This is a genomic window from Pseudomonas sp. Marseille-Q5115, from assembly GCF_916618905.1.
GTDB lineage: Bacteria > Pseudomonadota > Gammaproteobacteria > Pseudomonadales > Pseudomonadaceae > Aquipseudomonas > Aquipseudomonas japonica_A.
Genome location: NZ_CAKAKI010000004.1, coordinates 1 through 19,710, shown reverse-complemented (window position 1 = coordinate 19,710; position 19,710 = coordinate 1). Strand labels below are relative to the sequence as shown.

The following is a 19,710-nucleotide window of genomic DNA, read 5'->3' as shown; positions in this document are numbered from 1 at the left end:
TATCTATTTCAATATTTACATGAGCATCGCTGGCTGTGGCTTAAACTGAATCAATTGTTCCGAGGGAACACGAGTGTAAACGTAGTCATATGTTCGTTTGATTTACAGGATATTTGACCACCGTGCGCTTGCATCAACGATCGGGCAATGGCAAGGCCCAACCCAGAATTTCCTGACCCTTCCCTTCTTGCTGGATCAACCCGATAAAAACGATCAAAAATACGCTCAACATGCTCTGCAGATATTGCCGGTCCAGCATTTTGGACCGCTAGCTGAATCGTGCTCTCATCGCTGCGGATATTAACCTTTATAGTCGTTCCCGCCGGGGCGTAGCGCAGGGCATTTGAAAGAAGATTCGACACAACCCGGTCCACCATGACCGCATCCGCAACTACTTTACCCTGTCCTTCTAGGAATAGATTCACACCATTATCTTCAGCTAGGAGCTCATAGTAGCCAAAGAGTTTTTTTACCGCGTCGCTTAACTCGAATGACGAGGCGTTTGGCAATACCAAACCGTTGTCCGACTTGGCCAGAAAAAGCATGCCATCGATGATGGTGGAAAGTCGGTTAAGCTCCTCCAGGTTCGAGAACAGATTTTCTTCGTAAGCATCGGGCGTGCGCTTTTTGGCCAGGATCACCTCAGCGTGGGTCCTGAGATTGCTAAGCGGGGTCCGCAACTCATGGGCAATGTCCGCAGAAAAATTGGAGAGCCTGACAAACGACTCTTCGAGCCTCGCGAGCATGGAGTTGAACGCAACTATCAGCTCCCGTAGCTCATCCGGCACCGGCTCAAGCGGTATTCTACTTTTCAGCGAGCCTGCCGACATCGAGGCTGCGACCTGCGTTACCTGAGCGACCGGTTTCAAGCCGCTTTTGGCCACCAGCCAGCCGAGGAGGGCGCTCAATACTGCGCTGCCTAGCAAAACCACACCGAACCACCATTGCAATAGCGCAAAAAAATGCATGTGGGTAGTTACGTCCAGGATTAACCAGACCGTGAAGGTTTGCCCTCGGGCTGTTTGCACCACTTTGGCGGTCAAACCACGGTAGAGATGGTGACCATGCCCCCATTCCCAGACGTCATCGCGCAATTTACCGTCATCCAGAGACGGAAGCTCAAGGTCAGGCGGGGCTGAGAAAACAACGGACCCGTCTGATGCCAGGACTAATGCCGATAGGTCAGGGTGTGCGCTCAGTAAGGCGCGTAACTGCAGCTGAATACCTGATGGGGCTTCTGCGCTTTCACTGCTGTTAAGGATTAGCCGTGTGGCTTCAAGCTTCTCGACGAGCGCTTGTTTATCCAGGGCTCTGAAGTGATGTCTGCTCAGCTCGTTGAAAGCGGTGCCCGCTACTACCAGCACGGCTACGACTGAAACCACGAACATGATGCTCAAGCGCAGCGTCAATGACCCACGCTTCATACGTCTTCCTGAGTGTCGAGCATATAGCCCATGCCACGCGAGGTATGAATCAGCTTGGTTTCAAAACCGTCATCGATCTTGGCGCGCAGCCTTCGGATCGCCACTTCGATCACGTTCGTGTCGCTGTCGAAATTCATGTCCCAGACCTGAGAGGCAATGAGCGACTTTGGTAGCACTTCGCCCCGTCTGCGCATAAGCAGTTCGAGGAGGGCAAATTCTTTTGCGGTGAGGTCAATTCGCTTGCCTGAGCGGGTGGCCCTGCGCTTGAGCAAATCCACCTGAAGATCACCTATCTGCATGGTTGTCTGGGTCTGGGCAGTACTGCCCCGACGCAACAGGCTTCGCACACGTGCCAATAGTTCGGAGAAGGCAAAAGGCTTTATCAGGTAGTCATCAGCTCCCAATTCAAGCCCTTTCACCCGGTCATCGACGCCGTCTCGTGCCGTGAGAAACAGCACGGGGACAGACTGGCCAGCGTCGCGCACGCTCTTGACGACTGCCCAGCCATCGAGGCCTGGCATCATCACATCGAGAATAAGCAGGTCATAGGCTTCGCTTAGTGCCTGGTTTAGTGCCTCGGTACCGGTCATTACCCGATCTACGCTAAATCCAGCTTCCATCAAGCCTTGCTGCAGATACATGCCGGTTTTAGGTTCGTCTTCAGCCACCAACAGTTTCATGACAGCAACCTCATTTACAGATGAGGTTTAGTCTGCCGACAAACCGATAGGTTTGGTGCCACCTTACACAAATGTAATCGGCAAATCAGGTGCACGTCAGCTGCCAAGGGCTAGTCTGGGCTCAGCTCCCTTCAAAGACCTCCGCTCCTTGGTCTCCGGCGCCTGTCCAGGCGCCGTTTCTTTTGCAAAGAACCGTCTTAGGAAAGCCTGAACCCAAGGGAAGGACAGGAATCAGGCAAGCTCAGCGGGATAGCCTTTTTCCTGGATTGCTTCGAGCAGGGCCTGCGCTGGCTGGCGGCTTTGAACCTGTACGGTACGGCTTTCCAAGTCCACATCGACCGCGGCCTCACTATCCAAAGCAGTGACCGCTGCGGTGATCGATTTGACACAATGACCGCAATTCATGCCTTGCACGTTGAACTGATACATAGCGTGTCTCCAAATCATGGGGGGCAGCGCTACTTTCAACGTTGACATGAGGTCAAGGTCAAGCCTCTTCTGTTCTGAAGCGTTAGGCGCGGTTGGAGGTTGACCTTTACATGAGGTCAAGGTTGATCCTCTACGCATTGATAGCGAGGAATCCGCCATGGCTGAATTTAATCTACCTATCCAAGGGATGACCTGCGCCGCGTGTGCCGGTCGCGTGGAGCGTGCGCTGAAGAAAGTGGCCGGCGTACAGGAAGCCAGTGTGAATCTGGCCAACGAGCAAGCCCGAATTGAAGCGCCGCAGGACGCCATGCCGGCTTTACGTGAGGCGATTACCCGCGCCGGCTATGGAGTCCCGGACGAAACCCTCGTATTGAGCATCACCGGCATGACCTGTGCCAGTTGCGTTAACCGTGTCGAACGGGCCTTGCGCAAAGTGCCCGGCGTGGGCGAGGTCAGCGTCAATCTAGCCACCGAACAGGCCCATGTCACTGCCGTAGCAGGCACGTCTGTGCAGGCCTTGATCGCCGCCGTAAGGGACGCGGGCTACCAGGCTCAACCTCCCACTACCAAGGTCCCAGCCGCTGAAAATACTCGACTCACACAGGAGCGCTGGGCGTTGATCGCAGCCTTGCTGCTGGCCGCTCCGCTCGTGCTGCCCATGCTGCTGCAACCGTTAGGCATTCACATCATGTTGCCGGTGTGGCTTCAGTTCGCTTTGGCCACACCGGTGCAATTCCTGCTCGGTGCCCGTTTTTACCGCGCAGCCTGGAAAGCGCTACGGGCCCGCACTGGCAATATGGATTTACTCGTCGCCCTGGGGACCAGCGCTGCTTATGGCTTGAGCGTCTACCAAGCCGCGACCGCTGTGCCCGGCCAGTTCCCCCACCTTTATCTAGAAGCTGCAGCTGTCGTGATTGGCCTGGTCCGTCTGGGCAAATACCTTGAAAGCCGGGCCAAGCGGCAGACCGGTGAAGCCATACGTGCGCTTCAGGGGTTAAGGCCCGAGCGCGCCCTACGTCTGGAAGCTGATGGCCGTGAGCAGGAGGTTGCGGTGGCTGACTTACGCCTGAAAGAACGCGTACGGGTCAGGCCCGGCGAGCGCATCCCGGTGGATGGCCTCATTGAGACAGGCGACAGCCATGCGGACGAAGCCCTGATCAGTGGCGAGAGCCGCCCGGTGGCCAAACAAGCCGGCGACAAGGTCATTGGTGGCTCCATCAACGGTGAAGGCATGCTGATCGTCCAGGTCACAGCCCTTGGGGGAGAGAGCGTACTGGCGCGGATCATTCGTCTGGTTGAAGACGCGCAGGCGGCCAAGGCACCCATCCAACGCCTGGTGGACAAGGTCAGCGAAATTTTCGTGCCGGTGGTGCTCGGCATTGCCCTGTTAACGCTTGTGGGCTGGCTGCTGGCAGGGAGCGGCTGGGAGACGGCGCTGATCAACGCGGTAGCCGTACTGGTCATTGCCTGCCCTTGTGCCTTGGGCTTGGCCACTCCAACTGCAATCATGGCAGGCACCGGCGTTGCGGCACGTCACGGCATCCTGATCAAGGATGCACAAACCCTGGAAGTCGCCCATGCCGTGCAAGCGGTGGCCTTTGACAAAACCGGTACCCTGACCTCAGGGGAGCCCCATCTGGTGCATATAGCGGTAGCTTCGATCCCCGAAGCGGAAGCCTTGGCGCTGGCGGGCCGCTTGCAACGAGGTAGTGAACATCCCCTGGGTCGTGCTGTTCTGGCGGCCTGTAGTGAACGCGACCTTGATACCCCAGTGGCTGACAGCGTCCGTGCGCTGTCTGGTCGTGGTGTCCAAGGCTCTGTCGAAGGCCGGCAGCTTGCCTTGGGCAATGGCCGATGGCTTGAAGAGCTAGGGCTCGAGCCAGGCGCGTTAGCTGAACACGCTCAGCAATGGGACGCCGAAGGCCGGACCTTGTCCTGGTTGATCGAGCTGGGCGCTGCGCCCAGGGTGCTGGCCTTGCTCGCGTTTGGCGATGCGCTTAAGCCTGGCGCCCAGCAGGCTGTAGCGGCCTTGGCAGCACGTCAGATCAGCAGCCATTTGATTACCGGGGATACCTGGAGCAGTGCCCGGCAGGTCGCTGCTCAGACGGGCATTGAGAACATTCATGCCCAGGTACTGCCGGCCGAAAAGGCGGCCGTCGTTGCAGGCCTCAAGGCGAAGGGCACACGGGTGGCCATGGTCGGCGACGGTATCAATGATGCGCCCGCCCTGGCGGCTGCCGATGTCGGCATTGCCATGGGCAGCGGTACCGATGTGGCCATGCATGCTGCCGGAATCACCCTACTGCGCAGTGATCCACGACTTGTACCGGCAGCGCTGGATATCGCCCGGTGCACCTACCGCAAAATCCGCCAAAATCTGTTCTGGGCCTTCGTCTATAACGTGATCGGCATCCCATTGGCAGCGTTCGGTCTGCTCGATCCGGTTTTTGCCGGCGCAGCCATGGCCTTTTCAAGCGTAAGCGTGGTGAGCAATGCCCTGCTGCTCAAACGCTGGCAACCGGCATTGGAGGACACACCCTGAACATCAGCCAAGCTGCACACGCCAGTGGGCTGACGCCCAAGATGCTGCGCTATTACGAAAGCATTGGTTTGCTTGAGCCTGCCATACGAACAGCAAGCGGTTATCGCCAGTACCGGCCTGCCGATCTGGATACCCTGGCTTTTCTCAAACGTGCTCGAGACCTGGGCTTTTCCTTGGAGGAAGTCGGCACCCTGCTCGAACTGCAACGCGACCGACACCGTGCCAGTGCCGACGTAAAAGCGCTGGCCAATGCTCATGTGCAGGACTTGAACCGCAAAATCGAGGAGTTCATCAGCCTGCGCGATACGCTGCAGGCCTTGATCAATGAATGCCAGGGCAACAACGATTCTACCTGCGCCATTCTCGACTCGCTGGCCGGAGTCGAGGGCAAATAGCGCAAAGCCCTGATGTCAGGCCAGCCAGCGTGTTAAGCCAGGCGCCCTGCACTTGCGGTACCTACGAATCAGGGTACGTTCAGGTACTCAGATCTTTAATCGTCGCGCTCGAATACGGTGAGCCTGGAGGAGGAAATAGCATGTTGGAATCAGTAGCATCGATAGCAGCGGTGCGGTAAGCATACCCCCTATCATCGGTGCTGCTATTCGCTTCATGATCTCCGAACCGGCCCCTGACCCCCAGAGTATGGGCAGCAGCCCCGCGATGATCACGGCCACCGTCATCGCCTTGGGCCTCACCCTGAGCACTGCGCCTTCCTTGATAGCTTCTGTCAAATCCTGCTCGGTTCCATGTCCTGCTGCGAGGCGGGGCGACCAGGCGCTGCGCAGGTACACCAGCATGATGACGCCAAACTCGGCAGAAACGCCGGCAAGGGCGATGAAGCCCACGCCTGTAGCGATGGACAGGTTATAGCCCAGGACATACAACAGCCAGATTCCGCCGGACAACGCAAAAGGCAGCGTCGCCATGATGAGTAGCGCCTCGCTGGCCGTACCGAAGGTGAAGTACAGCAACACGAAAATGATCGCCAGGGTAGCCGGTATCACCCACAGCAGGCGCTGGTTTGCCCGCTCCAGGTACTCGAACTGACCCGAGTACGAGACAGTGAGGCCGGGAGCCAGTTGGACTCTGGATGCTATCTGTGTCTGAAGCTCTTTCACTGTCGTGGCAAGGTCGCGCCCACGCACGTCCACATAGACCCAACCCGAAAGCCGGCCATTTTCGCTACGCAGCATCGGTGGGCCGTCGGTGATGCTGACATCTGCCACCATCGATAGGGTAATTTGCTGGCCGCTGCTGGTGACGACGGGGAGCCCTTTTAGCGCCTGTGCCGTATCTCGCCATTCGCGCCCGTAGCGCAGGTTTATAGGGTATCTGGCGAGCCCCTCCACGACTTCGCCGATGTTGCTTCCGCCAATGGCACCAGAAACCACTGCCTGCACCTCGCTGATATTCATGCCATAACGCGCTGCGGCCTGGCGATTGATACGTACGTCTACGTAGCGTCCTCCTGTCAGCCGTTCCGCCAGTGCGGATTGGACACCGGCGACTTGCTTGGCCACGGCCTCGATCTGTTGAGTTGCCTGGTCTATCTGCGCAAGCGAGGTGCCGGCCACCTTGATCCCCACCGGGCTTTTAACGCCCGTGGCAAGCATGTCGATGCGGTTGCGAATGGGGGGCACCCAAATGTTCGAGAGGCCTGGGACCTGTACCGCCTTGTCCAGCGCCTCGATCAGCTTTTCAGGGGTCATCCCGGCTCGCCATTGCTCCCTGGGCTTGAACCGTACAGTAGTCTCGAACATTTCCAACGGCGCAGGATCGGTAGCTGAATCCGCACGTCCCGCCTTGCCGAATACCCGCTCCACTTCAGGAACTGAGAGGATCATTCGGTCAGTAAGCTGGAGGAGCTGGCTCGCCTTGCTGGCCGATAAACCAGGCAAGGCCGATGGCATGTACAGCAAATCGCCTTCATCCATTTGAGGAAGAAACTCTCCCCCCAGTCGGCTTAAAGGCAAAAGCGTCGAGAAAAACACCAGGGCGGCGATAAGCAAGGTGAGTTTTGGCCACGCCAGAACCGTGTCGATTGCCGGGCGGTACACCGCGATCAGCCCGCGGTTGAGAGGGTTCTGATGCTCGGATGGAATCCTTCCCCGGATCCAGTAACCCATCAGCACGGGGACCAGCGTCACCGAGAGCCCTGCCGCGCCTGCCATTGCATAGGTCTTGGTGAAGGCCAGAGGCCCAAATAGCTTGCCTTCCTGGGCCTGTAGCGTGAAAACAGGCAAGAAAGACAACGTAATCACCAGCAGGCTGAAAAACACAGCCGGCCCGATCTCGGCAGCGGCTTGAGCGATTACGTGCCAGTGAGCCTGGCCTTCCAGCGGCTCTCCAGGATGCTGCTGTTGCCACGCCTCGATGTGTTTGTGCGCATTTTCGATCATCACTACTGCAGCATCGACCATCGCCCCGATGGCAATCGCAATCCCCCCCAGTGACATGATGTTGGCATTGACGCCCTGGTAGTGCATCACAAGAAAGGCAACCAAGATGCCCAGGGGCAAGGTCACGATGGCCACCAGCGAGGAACGTACGTGCCAGAGGAAGACTAGGCAGACCAGCGCGACCACCCCAAATTCTTCAAGCAGCTTGAAACCCAGATTGCTGATGGCGCGATCGATAAGCTGTGAGCGGTCATAGGTCGTGACTATTTCAACCCCAGCCGGCAGGCTGGTGCGCAAGTGTTCCAGCTTCTCCCTAATGGCAATCAGGGTATCGTGTGCATTTTTGCCGGAGCGCAAAAGAATGACCCCGCCCACAACCTCACCTCTGCCGTCCAGCTCAGCAACGCCGCGCCGCATTTCAGGCCCAAGCTGGATATTGGCAACTTGCCCGAGCAACACCGGGATGCCATTGCGAGAGGTCCGAAGAGGAATGTTTTTGAAGTCCTCCAGGCTTTCCAGATAGCCGGACGCCCTGACCATGTATTCCCTTTCGGCCATCTCCAATACCGCACCACCCGCTTCCTGGTTGGCGCCCTGGATGGCCTGGGTCACTTCCTGTTGGGTTACTCCGTACGCTGCCAGCTTCAGGGGATCGAGTACCACCTGGTACTGTTTGACCATGCCGCCGATTGTCGCGACTTCAGCCACGTTAGGGAGGGACTTGAGCTCGTACCGAAGGAACCAGTCCTGGATCGACCGTAACTGAGCGAGGTCGTGGCTACCCGAGCGGTCAACGAGCGCATATTGGTAAATCCAACCCACGCCCGTTGCATCAGGCCCCAGACTAGGCGTAACGCCTTTTGGCATGCGCGCCTGCGCTTGGCTGAGGTACTCCAACACCCTTGATCGCGCCCAGTACAGGTCAGTCCCGTCTTCAAAGAGCACATAGACAAACGAGTCGCCAAAGAACGAGTAACCTCGGACCGTCCTTGCGCCTGGCACCGAAAGCATCATCGTGGTCAGAGGGTAGGTCACCTGATTCTCCACAAGCTGTGGAGCCTGACCGGGATAGCTGGTTCGAATGATGACTTGGGTATCAGACAAATCAGGCAGCGCGTCCAGTGGTGTGTTGCGCACGGCCCAGAGCCCTGCGGCTACCACGACGAGCGTAGCTAGCAACACCAGGAATCGGTTGGCGATAGACCAGTAGATCAGCCGGCGAATCATTGGCCAGTCTCCTGCTTGGAGAGCTGTTCAACGATAAGCCCAGCGTCGCTTTGGGAAATTCCAATGGCGACGTGATCACCCACCTTGAGCCCTTTAGCCACGTCCGGCCTCGCCAGTGGGAAGGTCATGGTCATGCCGGGCATGCCAAGACTTTGGAACGGGCCATGGGCCAGTGTGACGGTCTCGCTGTCCAGGTCAATGATCTGACCCGTACTTGTGTGCCATTGTGCTCCCTCGGAGGGCCCCCCACGCGCGAGCAGGCCTTGGAGGCTCGCTTCCGAATCAAGCAAAAATTGCCCTGAACTGACTACCTCATCTCCTTCGGTCAGGCCCTTGATGATTTCTGCTTGCCCCCCAGATTCTTTGCCCAGTTCGACCACCTGCGGTCGATATCGCCCCTCGGGTAACGCAACCATGACGAAGGACCGCTTACCGCTGCGGATTACGGCTTCGCTCGGGGCTAGGAGTACAGAGGGCTGCTCTTCACCCTGCAGGCGAACCTGAGCGTACATGCCTGGACGAAGCTTCCCGTTGGCATTGGGTAGTTCAGCGCGCACCGTGACCGTCCGCGTTGCGCTGTCAGCGGAGGGCAACATGGAAATGATCTTTCCCTGTATAGCTTGGCCAGGCCAGGCGACGAAAAAGGCAGAAATGGGGTTGCCCACCGCCACACTGGATGTCAGAGCCTCAGGTACGGAGATGTCCAGCCATACCCTCGAAAGCCCATTGATCCGAGCCAGGTCCTGGCCTTTGGAGATAGCCATTCCGGCCTTGGCGTCGAGGGTCAGCAGCTCACCGGCGATGGGCATCACGATGGTTTGTACGGCAGCCGCTCGGCCGGTGCGGTCTACAGCTGCAATGGTGGATCCGGGCATTCCCAGCAAGCGAAGGCGTTCTTTCGCAGCGGCAGTGAGCTGAGAGTCTCCGGTCTGTTTTACAGCCAGGTATTCAAGCTGCGCCGCGGACCACTGAGGGATGAGCAGGTCTACAAGCGGTGTGCCGGCGGCTAATACGTCGCCCGGAGCCCGGCCGTAGACCTTATCAACGTAGGCGTCGGCACGGGCCTGGACCGTGGCCAGCTCCCGCTGGCTGTATCCCAAAGTGCCGGCGGCATCAATGCTTGATGGCAATGCCCCCCGTTGCACCCGCACGGTTCGAACACCCAGGCTTTGCACTGTTCCTGCCGCCAGTCCCAAGGATGTTGACGCTTGCTCATCGGCGTATTTTGGAACCAGGGCCATGTCCATGAACGGCGATCGACCAGGCTTATCAAAATGCTGGTCTGGCTTCATGGGGTCATACCAATACAGCGCCTTGCGCGCTTGGGTCGTGGTAGTGCCAGGTTCGACAGCTGTCGATTCGCTTGCCGTGCCGAGCCAAAAGCCAAGCAGAGCCCCCACGCCTACCAGGCAGGCGGCGGACAACGTACCCATCACGTATGAGCCCTTCATTGCGCGCCCTCCGCGTAGGCAAAGAAGAGTTTGGCGGTCAGAACCGACAGCTCTTCCTCCAACCCGACCTTGCGCAAAGTCGCTTCAATCAGCTGCCGGCGCGCAGAAACGACCGTGCCGATGTCAGCGCTGCCAGCCTTGTAAGCTGCCATTTCCAAGGAGAACCTACGCTGGGCCAGCGGTATAGCGCTCTCGGTGCTTCGCCTGAGTACCGCACGTAAGCGATCCTGTTCAGCCAGCCCCGATTCCAACTCCATCTGGTGACTGCGTAGCATCACTTCCTGTTCTTGCTCCATGCGCGAGAGGTTCTTTTCCCTTGATGTGATTCGCGGCCCTTGCCTGGCCCCGGTGAACAGTGGAAGGTCGAACGTCACCTGTAGGCTGACCATATCGCCGAATCGCTTGTCGCGGTTGCCATAACCAAGCTCCACGCCCCAGTCGGGCTTTTTCTCGGCGACTGCTTCGCCCAGCTCGGCCTTGGCCTCACCGACCCGAGCGGCGGCGGCCTGGATATCGGGATGATGGGCCAGCCCATGCTGGCTATGAGTAGCTGACCACTCCAATACAGGCGCCGACCCAGCCAAGGGTTGGTCACCTTGCGCACCCAGGAACTGGCGCAGTTGCGCCCTGGCGCCGGCTACATCACTGATCAGCTGATCGCGCCTGTCTTCAAGGTCCAACGTCTCCTGTTCGAGCGCCACAGCATCAGCAGGCTTTGCTGTTCCCCCGGCAATCAGCGCAGGTACCGTAGAGCGTTGTAGGTTGAGCTGTTTCAACAGGTCATCAAAAGCGGAAAAGCGTTGCTGAGCATAAAAGAGCCTCAGCCAACTGGCGGCAACGTCCTGCTTGACCTTGATCAGAGCCTGGCGCTGCTCGGCTTGCGCAAGCTCAGCGAAGGCTTCAGCCGAATGGCGCCGTGCACGGCGCTTGTCGCTGTTAGGAACCTCTTGCATAACCCCGATCCGACGCATCGTCATTGAGTCGTCGTCCAATGAGTAGCGCTGCTGCCCTTCTACGGGCAAGTTGTCGATGCCCAGAAAGAGCTTGGGATCAGGTAGCGCATCAGCGGGGCGAATGGCGGCATTTGCCGACGCGACCTGAGCGGCCCTGGCTAGATTTTCAGGGGCCATTGTCTCTGCCAGCTTCAGCGCATAATCGAAAGTAAGGGCGTCAGCCAGGGCCGGCTGCGCCGCAGTTACAAGCAGCAAGAGTGCAAGCGCGCTGGGTATGCCAGCGGCAAAAGCGGGACGAACAGGCATGACCTGCCTCCATGCGAAACCAATGTATACGCAGCCCCAGCGGTATTGCGCCGTTGGTAATGCGTTCGGACAAAGGAATTACACGAAGCGTGGTGGACGCCAAGGCGTAGCGAAGGCCTCTTGAGGCGCTGGCCTAGCTACGCAGGCGTGAACCGGCAGGGGGCCCGGCTTTGGGATTTGTAGGATGAACAGGCTGATCAGAGAGCTGGTTTTGCAATCCTGTCCCCATTTGCATGGCGCTGTCTGGCTATCCTTGACCTTTTTCTCCATATCCGCACACGGTGTCTGAGCGCGCTTTTGGACTGCTTGCATTGGACATGGCTCCGCTGGCAGCGGCCCGCCACCCTGGCCATAAGCGGGGAGAAGAAGACTTAGAATAAGAGCAAGTACGAAAACCACGCGAGCCATAGGATTCCATGAAGCGAGCCAAACCATTGGCTGTCACCGAGGCTGATTATAGAGCGAAACGCTTGCTGGGCCAGCTATGGCGCGCCTTGCTTACAGCATTGTAATGGGGTCGTGGCAGCTTGGAAGATATCCTTGGGCTATTCCATTCCAGGTGACTATTCGAGCAGCCTCTTGCCAAAGGGCCTGGCTTCAATCAGGAGCAACGATGAAAAGAAAGACAATCATGACCTTGGCGACCCTGCTTATCGCCGGTACCACTCAGGCGGCGGAGACGCTTAAGGTCGATGTCCACCGTGATGCCAATTGCGGGTGCTGCAAAGGCTGGATCAAACATTTGGAGGCTGAGGGCTTCACGGTAAATGACCAGGTGGAGCAAGACATGGCGGCTGTGAAGGGGCAGCTTGGTGTGCCACAGGGGCTGCGCTCGTGCCATACCGCCGTCATCAACGGTCGCTTTGTGGAAGGGCATGTGCCGGCAGAACAGCTCAAAGCGCTGAGCAAACGTACTGACCTGGTGGGGATTGCGGTCCCCGGCATGCCGCTGGGTTCGCCGGGCATGGAGCACGGCACTGCCCGGCACGCTTACAAGGTCATTGGGGTGACTGTTGCCGGACAGCAGGAAACGGTCGCAACGTATGACGCCAGGCCCTAAGGCTTCCATACAGGCGGCTCCTCAGGAGGAGCCGCCTGGTTCTTCTTGGAGGCTGAGCCAGGCTTAATGCACAGCCAGTAGGGCAACTATTGCATCGCCATGTCCACCTCCGGGCTCAGCGTACCCAGCCAGGCGATCAGCCCAAGAACAACGACTGCTGCAGCAAGCTCTGTGGCCATACTCCAACGCAAGGCCTTGGCGGCCCCGGTGTAGTCCCCGTGCCCAATGGAATGCTCAAGGTGAGGGCTGAGCCGAAAGCGGTTCAACGAGGCCAAACCAATCATTGCCGCAAACAGCACCAGTTTAGCCATCAGCAACCACCCGTACGTGGTATCAGCCAGGCTGTCCAACTGGGGGCCAACGATGAACAGGTAGTTGACTATCCCTGTGACCAGGATGGTCGCGACGATGACACCACCTGCCGATTCAAAGCCGGTCAGCGTCCGCGCCAAGATCTTCACAGAACCGTGGTTATCTACCTTTTTAGCTCGCAGCAGTAAGGCAAAGGCGACCAGAGCACCTACCCAGCCGCCTGCGGCAAACAAATGCACGATGTCGGTCGCAAAATGCCAGAAACGGCGACTTCCTTCGTCCATAGCACCGTGGCCTGTCCAGGCCAGTGTGGCCAAGGCAACCCCGCTGAGTGCTGTGACCACCCAAAGACTGCCTGTCGGGCTGCGGCTGGTTAGCAGGCCAGCGACCGCTATCATGGCAAGGGCCGCCATGCGTACGTCCCAGGAAAAACCCACCTCGGTTTCTGCCAGCATCATTTTGACATGAGGGAAAAGCTCCTCCCACTCAGTAGCACCACTCATGGCTTTAGCCATCTGCAACAGCGCGGCAAGGGACAGCAACGCTCCCAGCACGGCTGTCCCGGTGAGTAATAGCTTGAAGTTCAGCACCGCGCCTGACTGGCGCTCCGTTCCCCTCAAGCTGTACAGACCGAAAAGGGCCAAGCCAAACAACACCATCAGGTCGGTATAAAGCGCAAAACGAAGCGCGATGCTGAGTGGGTCGGCCATGCTTATTTCACCTTGAAGGTGACGTTGCCTGTAATGGGATGGGTATCGGACGAGACCGCGCGCCATTCCACCTTATAGCTGCCCGTTGTGAGCGGCGACGCTGGGGTAATGACCATCGTCTTAGGATCGCTGCCAGCGGCCACGCTTGCTTTTACCGGCATGGGGGAATTAGGCATGCCAGGCATGTCCGTCATGATCAGCTTGGCACCGGAAAACTGAGTGACCAAGTTCTCCGAGAAATGAAGCTCGACCTTCTCCGGCGCAGCACCATCGGCCCCTTGCGCAGGCGTGGAAGACACAAGCTTCGGATGGGCTTGAGCCAGGGCGCTTGCCAGCATGCCGGCAGCCAGAAGGGTGGCGATACCTGTGGACTTCAAGAGAGACATAAAACGCTCCTCACAGCGGATGGCTGTTCGATTGGGGGTAATTATTGGGTGAATGTAGCGGTTAGAACCACAGGCGCACGCCGAGGACCAGGCGGGCTTCACTACGATCCTCACCCTCGTCGCGGGCATAATCGGCCGTGTTCCCATATGACCGGTTCCAGGTCACACCGATGTAGGGGGCAAACTCGCGGCGGATTTCGTAGCGCAGTCGTACGCCGACTTCACTCTCGGCCAGACCCGCACCGGTACCCCTCTGTGGGTCATTCTTGCCGTAGAAATTGACCTCGGCAGTAGGCTGCAGGATGAGTCGATTGGTCAGAAGGATGTCGTAGTCACCTTCAAGCCGCATGGCTGTTTGGCCACCTTCGCCAACAAAGACCGTAGCCTCGGCTTCGAAGTTGTACAGCGCCAGACCTTGGAGACCAAAAGCGGCCCAGGTCTGTGGATCTCCTGGCTTGAAATCCTGGCGAACGCCTGTCACAACATCCCACCAGGGGCCAACGGCATGGCCCCACAGGGCCTGAACTTCCGCTTCTTCGGTTTTGCCATTGAGCCGCTCACCTTCCGAGCGCACCCACAGTCTGTCGATGTCGCCACCAGCCCAGCCGGTGAAATCCCAGTTCAGCGCACTGCCGCTGTCAGCGTCCTGCCATTCAAGCTGATCGAACAGAAGCATGTAGTTGACCGACTCATCATGCACCGTGTGGCCGGCGTCCGATTTATAAACGGCGGCGCGGTCCGCTGCGTTAATCGCTGGAATGGGCGTACGGCTCTGAGTCGGAGCAGGCTTTTGGGGGGACGAGGCCATGCCCGTCATGGAGTCATCCATGTCCTGCATCTGGCTGTGATCCATCCCCTGCATGGTGTCCTCCGCTGCCGCATAGGCAAATGGGGCCAGCATCAGACTTGCCGTGACCGCCAGACGCACCCCATTACGCGTTAGTAATGTGTCCATACCTGTTATTCCTCTACCCGGACTTCACGGAACATGCCCATCTCCATGTGGAACAGGAGGTGGCAGTGATAGGCCCAACGGCCTAGCGCATCCGCGGTGACTCGATAACTGCGTTTGGAGCCAGGAGGCATGTCAATCGTGTGCTTGCGCACCATGAAATTGCCGTTCTCGTCCTCGAGGTCGCTCCACATCCCGTGCAGGTGAATGGGGTGGGTCATCATGGTGTCGTTTACCAGGACCACGCGCACTCGCTCGCCATATTTCAATCGCAGGGGCTCAGCATCGGCGAACTTGACCCCATTGAATGACCAGGCGAATTTTTCCATATGGCCTGTGAGGTGCAGCTCGATCGTTCGCCCGGGCTCTCGGCCGTCCGGGTCTTCAAAGGTGCTTCGCAGGTCGGAATAGGTAAGCACCCGACGACCGTTATTGCGCAGGCCTAATCCGGGATCATCCAATTTTGGCGTAGGACTCATGGCCTGCATGTCAACCAAGGGATTGTCCTTCTCGGTAACCGGGTGGGCTTGCATCGGCATGTCACCCATGCCTGACATTCCCGCCATGCCGGCCATGTCTCCCATGGCCCCATGGTCCATGCCTGCCATTTTGCTATGGTCCATGCCCTGCATCTGCCCGCCGTCCATGCCCTGCATGGGTACGCCAGACATACTGTTCATGCCCTGCATGTCACCTGCGCCCATGGCGCCGTGATCCATGCCTTCCATGCCTTCCATGCTGCCCATGTCGCCCATCGAACCGTGATCCATACCGCCCATACCCATGTCGGCCATGGTCACCAGTGGCCGAGGATCAAGCGACGGTACGGGCGCTACGAGGCCTTCACGAACCGCCAGGGTGCCGCGTGCGAAACCAGTACGGTCCATCGACTGAGCAAACAAGGTGTAAGCCTGCTCGGTAGGCTCAACAATGACGTCATAGGTCTCGGCAACCGCGATGCGCAGCTCGTCAACGGTGACTGGCTTTACGTATTGCCCATCCGAGGCGACCACCGTCATTTTCAGGCCAGGGATACGCATGTCGAAATACGTCATGGAGGAGCCATTAATGAAGCGAAGCCGAATCTTTTCACCCGGGCGGAAAACGCCCGTCCAGTTCGTGTTCGGCGCGTGGCCATTCAGGAGATAGGTGTAGGTAGCCCCGCTCACATCGGCCAGGTCAGTGGGGTTCATCTTCATTTCAGCCCACATTTTTCGGTCAGCCACGGTCGCTGACCAGCCTTGCTTGTGGACATCCTCGATAAAATCGCCAACCGTGCGCTTGTTATAATTGTAGTAATCCGATTGTTTTTTCAGCTTTCGCATCAACGAAGCGGGGTCTTCGTCAGTCCAATCAGTCAGCATCACCACATAGTCGCGATCATACGTAAAAGGCTCGGGATCCTTGGCTTCAATCACCAATGGCCCATAAACCCCGGCTTGCTCTTGGAAACCGGAATGGCTGTGGTACCAGTAAGTGCCATTCTGCTTGACGTGGATTTTATAAACGTACATCCCGTCCGGCTCGATGCCGGCGAAGCTTAGTCCTGGTACACCGTCCATATTGGGGGGCAAAATAATACCGTGCCAATGGATCGATGTGTGATCGCGCAGCTTGTTGCGCACCCTAAGGGTTACAGTATCGCCTTCTTTCCAGCGCAATAGGGGCCCCGGAAGCCCACCGTTAATAACCATTGCCGTACGCGGTTTGCCGGTGATGTTTACAGGCATCTCACCGATTGAAAGATCAAAATCAGTGCCGGTAAGCGTGTTCAGTTGACCAGGCCCTGAAAGCGCCCACGACGGGTTTCGCCAGAGACCCAGGCCACCTAGAACCCCCATGGCCGTCAGGCCCTTGACGAAAGTGCGTCGCGACGTTTTCGATTGCATATATCTGCCTGATAGTTAGAAAAATCTACTGCGGTTGCGCTTGAAAACAATACTTGGACGAATTCGTCTCAAAGAGTGGCACAGCCTAACCAACACGGCGATTACATTTCTGTAAGCTTGCCAGAGCGGTTAGCAATGCTTTGGCTTCGTTTCTGGCCCTTCTTGCGCCACTTCCGGAGCCTCCTGCGAAGCGGCTTTAGCGTTATGGGCGGTCATGGCCGTCTCACGAGCTTCGGCCATGCGAGCAGATACCCGCTCACTCCCACCTTCGGCAAGTGCCAAGGAAGATGCGCCCAGCGCGAGGGTAACGAGAAGAATTTTGACAGCATTCATAGGTAAATCCTCAGTTCAAGGTACCCGGTAAGGGTTAGCCCGTTCAGGTGGAGCGCGTTTGGCGCTGAGGCAATATTAAGGGTCTGTACCTTTCAGACAGCTGAGGGGAAGATTACAGTTTGGACAGCTATAACCAGCGCTTGGCCCACTGAGACGAAATGGTCAGCTTCAACGGCTGCGCTTTTTTCGCGTAAACCTTACAGAAATGTAATCGTGGCAAACCCTACCAGCGCCCTTTTCTTAGCTACCCTTCCGAAGACGTCGGATATTCTTACTGCCGAAGCCGATACAAATATCAATCGAATAACGCTCGCCAAGAGGTCTACTATGCTTAATAAGCATCTAAGCGGTGTCGCTCTTACAAGTATTCTTTTTTTAAGTTCAGTTCCTTTGTCGTTCGCTGATAACAACGATTCTCATGCTGCTTTTAATGAGAAAGGCGGTGCTGACAATATGGCTTCGGTCACGACGGGTGGAGGTGCGTCCACAGAATACAAGCAAGCGATGGAGAAGATGAATAAAGGGATGATGAGTGGTATGGCGCCTGACCCGTCGAAAAGCTGGGCTCAGATGATGGTCGAACATCATCAAGGCGCCATCGACATGTCCAGGATTGTGCTTAAAAATACTCAAGATCCTGCTATTAAACAGATGGCTGAAAAAAATATACAAGAGCAAAGCAAAAGTATTGCGGAACTAAAATCCTGGCTGGGCAAACACTGACGATGACTGGTTTTTCGCAGCATGGTGATTTTTTTAGCGGGTCAGCGCGAGCAGAGCGGCTGAAATGCATAAAAAATCACCTCGGCTTTGACACCAAGCGGCTTCCTCGACCCTCCTTACAGGAATGAATCAAGGTCGAGGTGGTGGCTTGGAACTCATACGCATTTACCAGATTTTTGTATCCACCCAATGCGCAAGACTGACCGGCTTCGAGGCAAAAACCGCCCTCCTAAGGCGGTTTTTTTGTGCCTACGATTTGCCGGTCGCGATAGCAGTACCGTGCCATAGAACTGCTGCCGCGCCGACTATTGATGCAAGCCTGTGGTGACAGAACGGCCTTCATCCTGACGCTCTACGTCCTGATCGCCCGTAATGCTGGCGCGCGCTGTCGGCTCGGCAACCCTTCCGTGGTCTTTATGCTCCTTGCCGGGACCGGAACTCAAGCCGCCATGGCCTCGCAGGCCTGGGCGCAGGCGTGGCAGGCCTTGGCGCAATTCTGGCAATGGTCAGCGTCATGCTTGCCGCACTCCTCACCACAAGCTTTGCAGGCCTTCGCGCAAAGGGCACAGAATTCCTTCGCTAGGGGACTCTGGCGCGCCATCAGGCTCGCCGCGAGCTTGCACATATCGGCGCAGTCCCTGTCCAGCTTTATGCAGTTAGCCATCATTTGAACATCTTGCTCTTGCAAGCAGGCTGAAGCGCAGCGCTCACAGGCTAGGGCGCAGCGCAGGCATTCCTCAATGCAATCATCATAACCACCGTTCATGAGTTATCTCCGAGGTTGACGGTCGATTCTCGCGTTTACATCCAAGGCCTTTTTCCAAGGCACATGAGGTCCGACTCAGCCTGGTGGTAGGGGTTTCTAGAGTTTAATTACGTTTCTGTAAGGTTGGGCTTGAGGTCCGCGCGCGCCATCGGGTGATGGGTAACCGGCAGATCCTATTGATGCTTTTTTACATTCACGCCGCTATAGTGGCGCCCCTTGTCGGGGAGTAGCCTGCTCTAGACCTGGTATAGAGCGTTCGTGTCAACATTCTCGGCAGCATGCCGTGGCACGAACACCCTCTGGTTGGCGAGACCGACGATGCATCCATGCCTGAAGTCGGGCGTGTGGTTGTGTCGTTGACTCAAAGCCCGACTGGACGTTAACCGTGAGCCCCATTTCCCTTCTGTTCCTTGCCCTGGCGATGTCCACGGACGCTTTCGCAGCGGCCATTGGCAAGGGCGCAAGCCTCCATAAACCACGCTTTGCCGAAGCGCTGCGCACCGGCCTTATCTTTGGCGTGATTGAATCGATCACCCCCCTGGTAGGTTGGGTCATCGGGCAAGCCGCTGCCCAATACGTTGAAAACTGGGACCACTGGATCGCCTTCTTCCTCCTGTTGGCGCTGGGCGTGCACATGATCTACAACGGCCTCAAGCACGAGGAAGCCGAGGAAGAGAAGCCCAACCAGCACTCGTTTTTCATCCTGGCCGCGACGGCCGTTGCCACGAGTATTGACGCCTTAGCCGTCGGGGTTGGCTTGGCCTTCGTCAATGTGAACGTCCTGGTTGCCGCCTCGGCTATCGGTGTGGCCACGACGGTGATGGTCACGGTCGGCATGATGCTGGGCCGCGTGCTGGGAACGGTCGTGGGTAAACGAGCTGAGATCATCGGGGGTGTAGTGCTGATGGCGGTTGGGTCGACCATCCTTTATGAGCACTTGTCCGCGGTGTGACGAATAGCCACGCACGACAGCTCATGATGGTGTGGTGCGATCCTCCCTTCGGATAGCGACATAAAGACTTATGCGACTCCATCGTGGAAAACCCTGGCTGTGTCACCTGCGCAAAGCACTACCTGCAGCCGGGTCATAGCCCGATCGTAAGCAATGCCATAGGGCGGTAACCCTGTTCCTTGGCCTCAGGCGTAACTACCCGCAAGCGGCCCTTCA

General features: G+C 57.6%; 17 protein-coding genes and 1 riboswitch. Of the genes, 5 read left to right on the top strand and 12 right to left on the bottom strand.

From position 1 onward, the window contains the following. Positions 1–50: 50 nt before the first annotated feature. The 3 genes from LG385_RS25065 to LG385_RS25055 all read right to left on the bottom strand — a co-directional run bounded on the left by LG385_RS25065 (position 51) and on the right by LG385_RS25055 (position 2,533). The gene (locus LG385_RS25065) at positions 51–1,424 is read right to left on the bottom strand and encodes a heavy metal sensor histidine kinase (protein ID WP_040259171.1); all 1,374 of its coding nucleotides are present in this window, start codon (positions 1,422–1,424) and stop codon (positions 51–53) included. Then, entirely contained in the window at positions 1,421–2,104 is a 684-nt protein-coding gene (locus LG385_RS25060) for a heavy metal response regulator transcription factor (protein WP_040259172.1), read from the bottom strand. The genes LG385_RS25065 and LG385_RS25060 overlap by 4 nt, the downstream gene beginning before the upstream one ends. Positions 2,105–2,335: 231 nt before the next feature. Further along, positions 2,336–2,533, bottom strand: coding sequence for a heavy-metal-associated domain-containing protein (locus LG385_RS25055; RefSeq protein WP_040259173.1), 198 nt, complete (start codon positions 2,531–2,533; stop codon positions 2,336–2,338). 157 nt (positions 2,534–2,690) lie between these two features. On the opposite strand from LG385_RS25055, the gene LG385_RS25050 reads away from it, so the two are divergent. Together LG385_RS25050 and cueR are read left to right on the top strand one after the other, a co-directional pair. Next, positions 2,691–5,075: a heavy metal translocating P-type ATPase gene (locus LG385_RS25050; RefSeq protein ID WP_040259174.1), complete on the top strand. Its 2,385-nt coding sequence runs from the start codon at positions 2,691–2,693 to the stop codon at positions 5,073–5,075. Then, entirely contained in the window at positions 5,072–5,470 is a 399-nt protein-coding gene (gene cueR, locus LG385_RS25045; RefSeq protein WP_040259175.1) for a Cu(I)-responsive transcriptional regulator, read from the top strand. Before LG385_RS25050 ends, cueR begins: the two co-directional genes overlap by 4 nt. An 87-nt stretch (positions 5,471–5,557) precedes the next feature. Here the strand turns inward: cueR and LG385_RS25040 are convergent, their stop codons facing one another. Genes LG385_RS25040 through LG385_RS25030 form a run of 3 tightly spaced genes read right to left on the bottom strand, consistent with a single transcriptional unit; the run spans position 5,558 to position 11,411 of the window. Beyond that, positions 5,558–8,701: an efflux RND transporter permease subunit gene (locus LG385_RS25040; protein ID WP_040259176.1), complete on the bottom strand. Its 3,144-nt coding sequence runs from the start codon at positions 8,699–8,701 to the stop codon at positions 5,558–5,560. After that, positions 8,698–10,152, bottom strand: coding sequence for an efflux RND transporter periplasmic adaptor subunit (locus tag LG385_RS25035; RefSeq protein ID WP_181118287.1), 1,455 nt, complete (start codon positions 10,150–10,152; stop codon positions 8,698–8,700). The genes LG385_RS25040 and LG385_RS25035 overlap by 4 nt, the downstream gene beginning before the upstream one ends. Further along, complete coding sequence (locus LG385_RS25030) at positions 10,149–11,411, bottom strand: TolC family protein (RefSeq protein WP_052469086.1); 1,263 nt, start codon at positions 11,409–11,411, stop codon at positions 10,149–10,151. Before LG385_RS25030 ends, LG385_RS25035 begins: the two co-directional genes overlap by 4 nt. Positions 11,412–12,024: 613 nt before the next feature. On the opposite strand from LG385_RS25030, the gene LG385_RS25025 reads away from it, so the two are divergent. Next, the gene (locus tag LG385_RS25025; RefSeq protein WP_040259178.1) at positions 12,025–12,471 is read left to right on the top strand and encodes a DUF411 domain-containing protein; all 447 of its coding nucleotides are present in this window, start codon (positions 12,025–12,027) and stop codon (positions 12,469–12,471) included. An 86-nt stretch (positions 12,472–12,557) separates the two neighbouring features. On the opposite strand, the gene copD is transcribed toward LG385_RS25025, so the two are convergent. The 5 genes from copD to LG385_RS25000 form a co-directional block, all read right to left on the bottom strand. Further along, the gene (gene copD, locus LG385_RS25020; RefSeq protein ID WP_040259179.1) at positions 12,558–13,493 is read right to left on the bottom strand and encodes a copper homeostasis membrane protein CopD; all 936 of its coding nucleotides are present in this window, start codon (positions 13,491–13,493) and stop codon (positions 12,558–12,560) included. 2 nt (positions 13,494–13,495) lie between these two features. Continuing rightward, positions 13,496–13,879, bottom strand: a complete 384-nt coding sequence (gene copC, locus LG385_RS25015) for a copper homeostasis periplasmic binding protein CopC (RefSeq protein WP_040259180.1) — start codon at positions 13,877–13,879, stop codon at positions 13,496–13,498. A gap of 61 nt (positions 13,880–13,940) precedes the next feature. Beyond that, positions 13,941–14,780, bottom strand: coding sequence for a copper resistance protein B (locus tag LG385_RS25010; protein ID WP_052469087.1), 840 nt, complete (start codon positions 14,778–14,780; stop codon positions 13,941–13,943). Positions 14,781–14,839: 59 nt separating this feature from the next. Further along, positions 14,840–16,720 carry a copper resistance system multicopper oxidase gene (locus LG385_RS25005; RefSeq protein WP_040259182.1) on the bottom strand — a complete coding sequence of 627 codons (1,881 nt, stop codon included), beginning with the start codon at positions 16,718–16,720 and terminating at the stop codon, positions 14,840–14,842. Positions 16,721–16,849: 129 nt separating this feature from the next. Then, a complete protein-coding gene (locus LG385_RS25000; RefSeq protein ID WP_181118286.1) occupies positions 16,850–17,053 on the bottom strand; it encodes a co-regulatory protein PtrA N-terminal domain-containing protein in 204 nt (67 codons plus the stop codon). A gap of 213 nt (positions 17,054–17,266) precedes the next feature. Between LG385_RS25000 and LG385_RS24995 the strand changes: the two genes are divergently transcribed. Further along, entirely contained in the window at positions 17,267–17,776 is a 510-nt protein-coding gene (locus LG385_RS24995) for a DUF305 domain-containing protein (protein WP_225776512.1), read from the top strand. Between the two features lie 439 nt (positions 17,777–18,215). Here the strand turns inward: LG385_RS24995 and LG385_RS24990 are convergent, their stop codons facing one another. Next, the gene (locus tag LG385_RS24990; protein WP_181118285.1) at positions 18,216–18,542 is read right to left on the bottom strand and encodes a four-helix bundle copper-binding protein; all 327 of its coding nucleotides are present in this window, start codon (positions 18,540–18,542) and stop codon (positions 18,216–18,218) included. 212 nt (positions 18,543–18,754) lie between these two features. Then, a riboswitch (yybP-ykoY riboswitch) is annotated at positions 18,755–18,919 on the top strand. 8 nt (positions 18,920–18,927) lie between these two features. Here LG385_RS24990 and mntP point away from each other — a divergent pair. Continuing rightward, the gene (gene mntP / locus LG385_RS24985) at positions 18,928–19,494 is read left to right on the top strand and encodes a manganese efflux pump MntP (RefSeq protein ID WP_040259186.1); all 567 of its coding nucleotides are present in this window, start codon (positions 18,928–18,930) and stop codon (positions 19,492–19,494) included. Positions 19,495–19,710: the final 216 nt, after the last annotated feature.

Excerpts from the sequence above, each read along its gene's own strand:
- copD (WP_040259179.1), bottom strand. The coding sequence starts at position 13,493 with ATGGCCGACCCACTCAGCATCGCGCTTCGTTTTGCGCTTTATACCGAC.
- LG385_RS25050 (WP_040259174.1), top strand. The coding sequence starts at position 2,691 with ATGGCTGAATTTAATCTACCTATCCAAGGGATGACCTGCGCCGCGTGT.
- LG385_RS25055 (WP_040259173.1), bottom strand. The coding sequence starts at position 2,533 with ATGTATCAGTTCAACGTGCAAGGCATGAATTGCGGTCATTGTGTCAAA.
- LG385_RS25025 (WP_040259178.1), top strand. The coding sequence starts at position 12,025 with ATGAAAAGAAAGACAATCATGACCTTGGCGACCCTGCTTATCGCCGGT.
- LG385_RS25065 (WP_040259171.1), bottom strand. The coding sequence starts at position 1,424 with ATGAAGCGTGGGTCATTGACGCTGCGCTTGAGCATCATGTTCGTGGTT.
- LG385_RS25030 (WP_052469086.1), bottom strand. The coding sequence starts at position 11,411 with ATGCCTGTTCGTCCCGCTTTTGCCGCTGGCATACCCAGCGCGCTTGCA.
- LG385_RS25010 (WP_052469087.1), bottom strand. The coding sequence starts at position 14,780 with ATGCTGGCCCCATTTGCCTATGCGGCAGCGGAGGACACCATGCAGGGG.
- LG385_RS25040 (WP_040259176.1), bottom strand. The coding sequence starts at position 8,701 with ATGATTCGCCGGCTGATCTACTGGTCTATCGCCAACCGATTCCTGGTG.
- LG385_RS24990 (WP_181118285.1), bottom strand. The coding sequence starts at position 18,542 with ATGAACGGTGGTTATGATGATTGCATTGAGGAATGCCTGCGCTGCGCC.
- LG385_RS25005 (WP_040259182.1), bottom strand. The coding sequence starts at position 16,720 with ATGCAATCGAAAACGTCGCGACGCACTTTCGTCAAGGGCCTGACGGCC.
- LG385_RS25060 (WP_040259172.1), bottom strand. The coding sequence starts at position 2,104 with ATGAAACTGTTGGTGGCTGAAGACGAACCTAAAACCGGCATGTATCTG.
- LG385_RS25000 (WP_181118286.1), bottom strand. The coding sequence starts at position 17,053 with ATGAATGCTGTCAAAATTCTTCTCGTTACCCTCGCGCTGGGCGCATCT.
- copC (WP_040259180.1), bottom strand. The coding sequence starts at position 13,879 with ATGTCTCTCTTGAAGTCCACAGGTATCGCCACCCTTCTGGCTGCCGGC.
- LG385_RS25035 (WP_181118287.1), bottom strand. The coding sequence starts at position 10,152 with ATGAAGGGCTCATACGTGATGGGTACGTTGTCCGCCGCCTGCCTGGTA.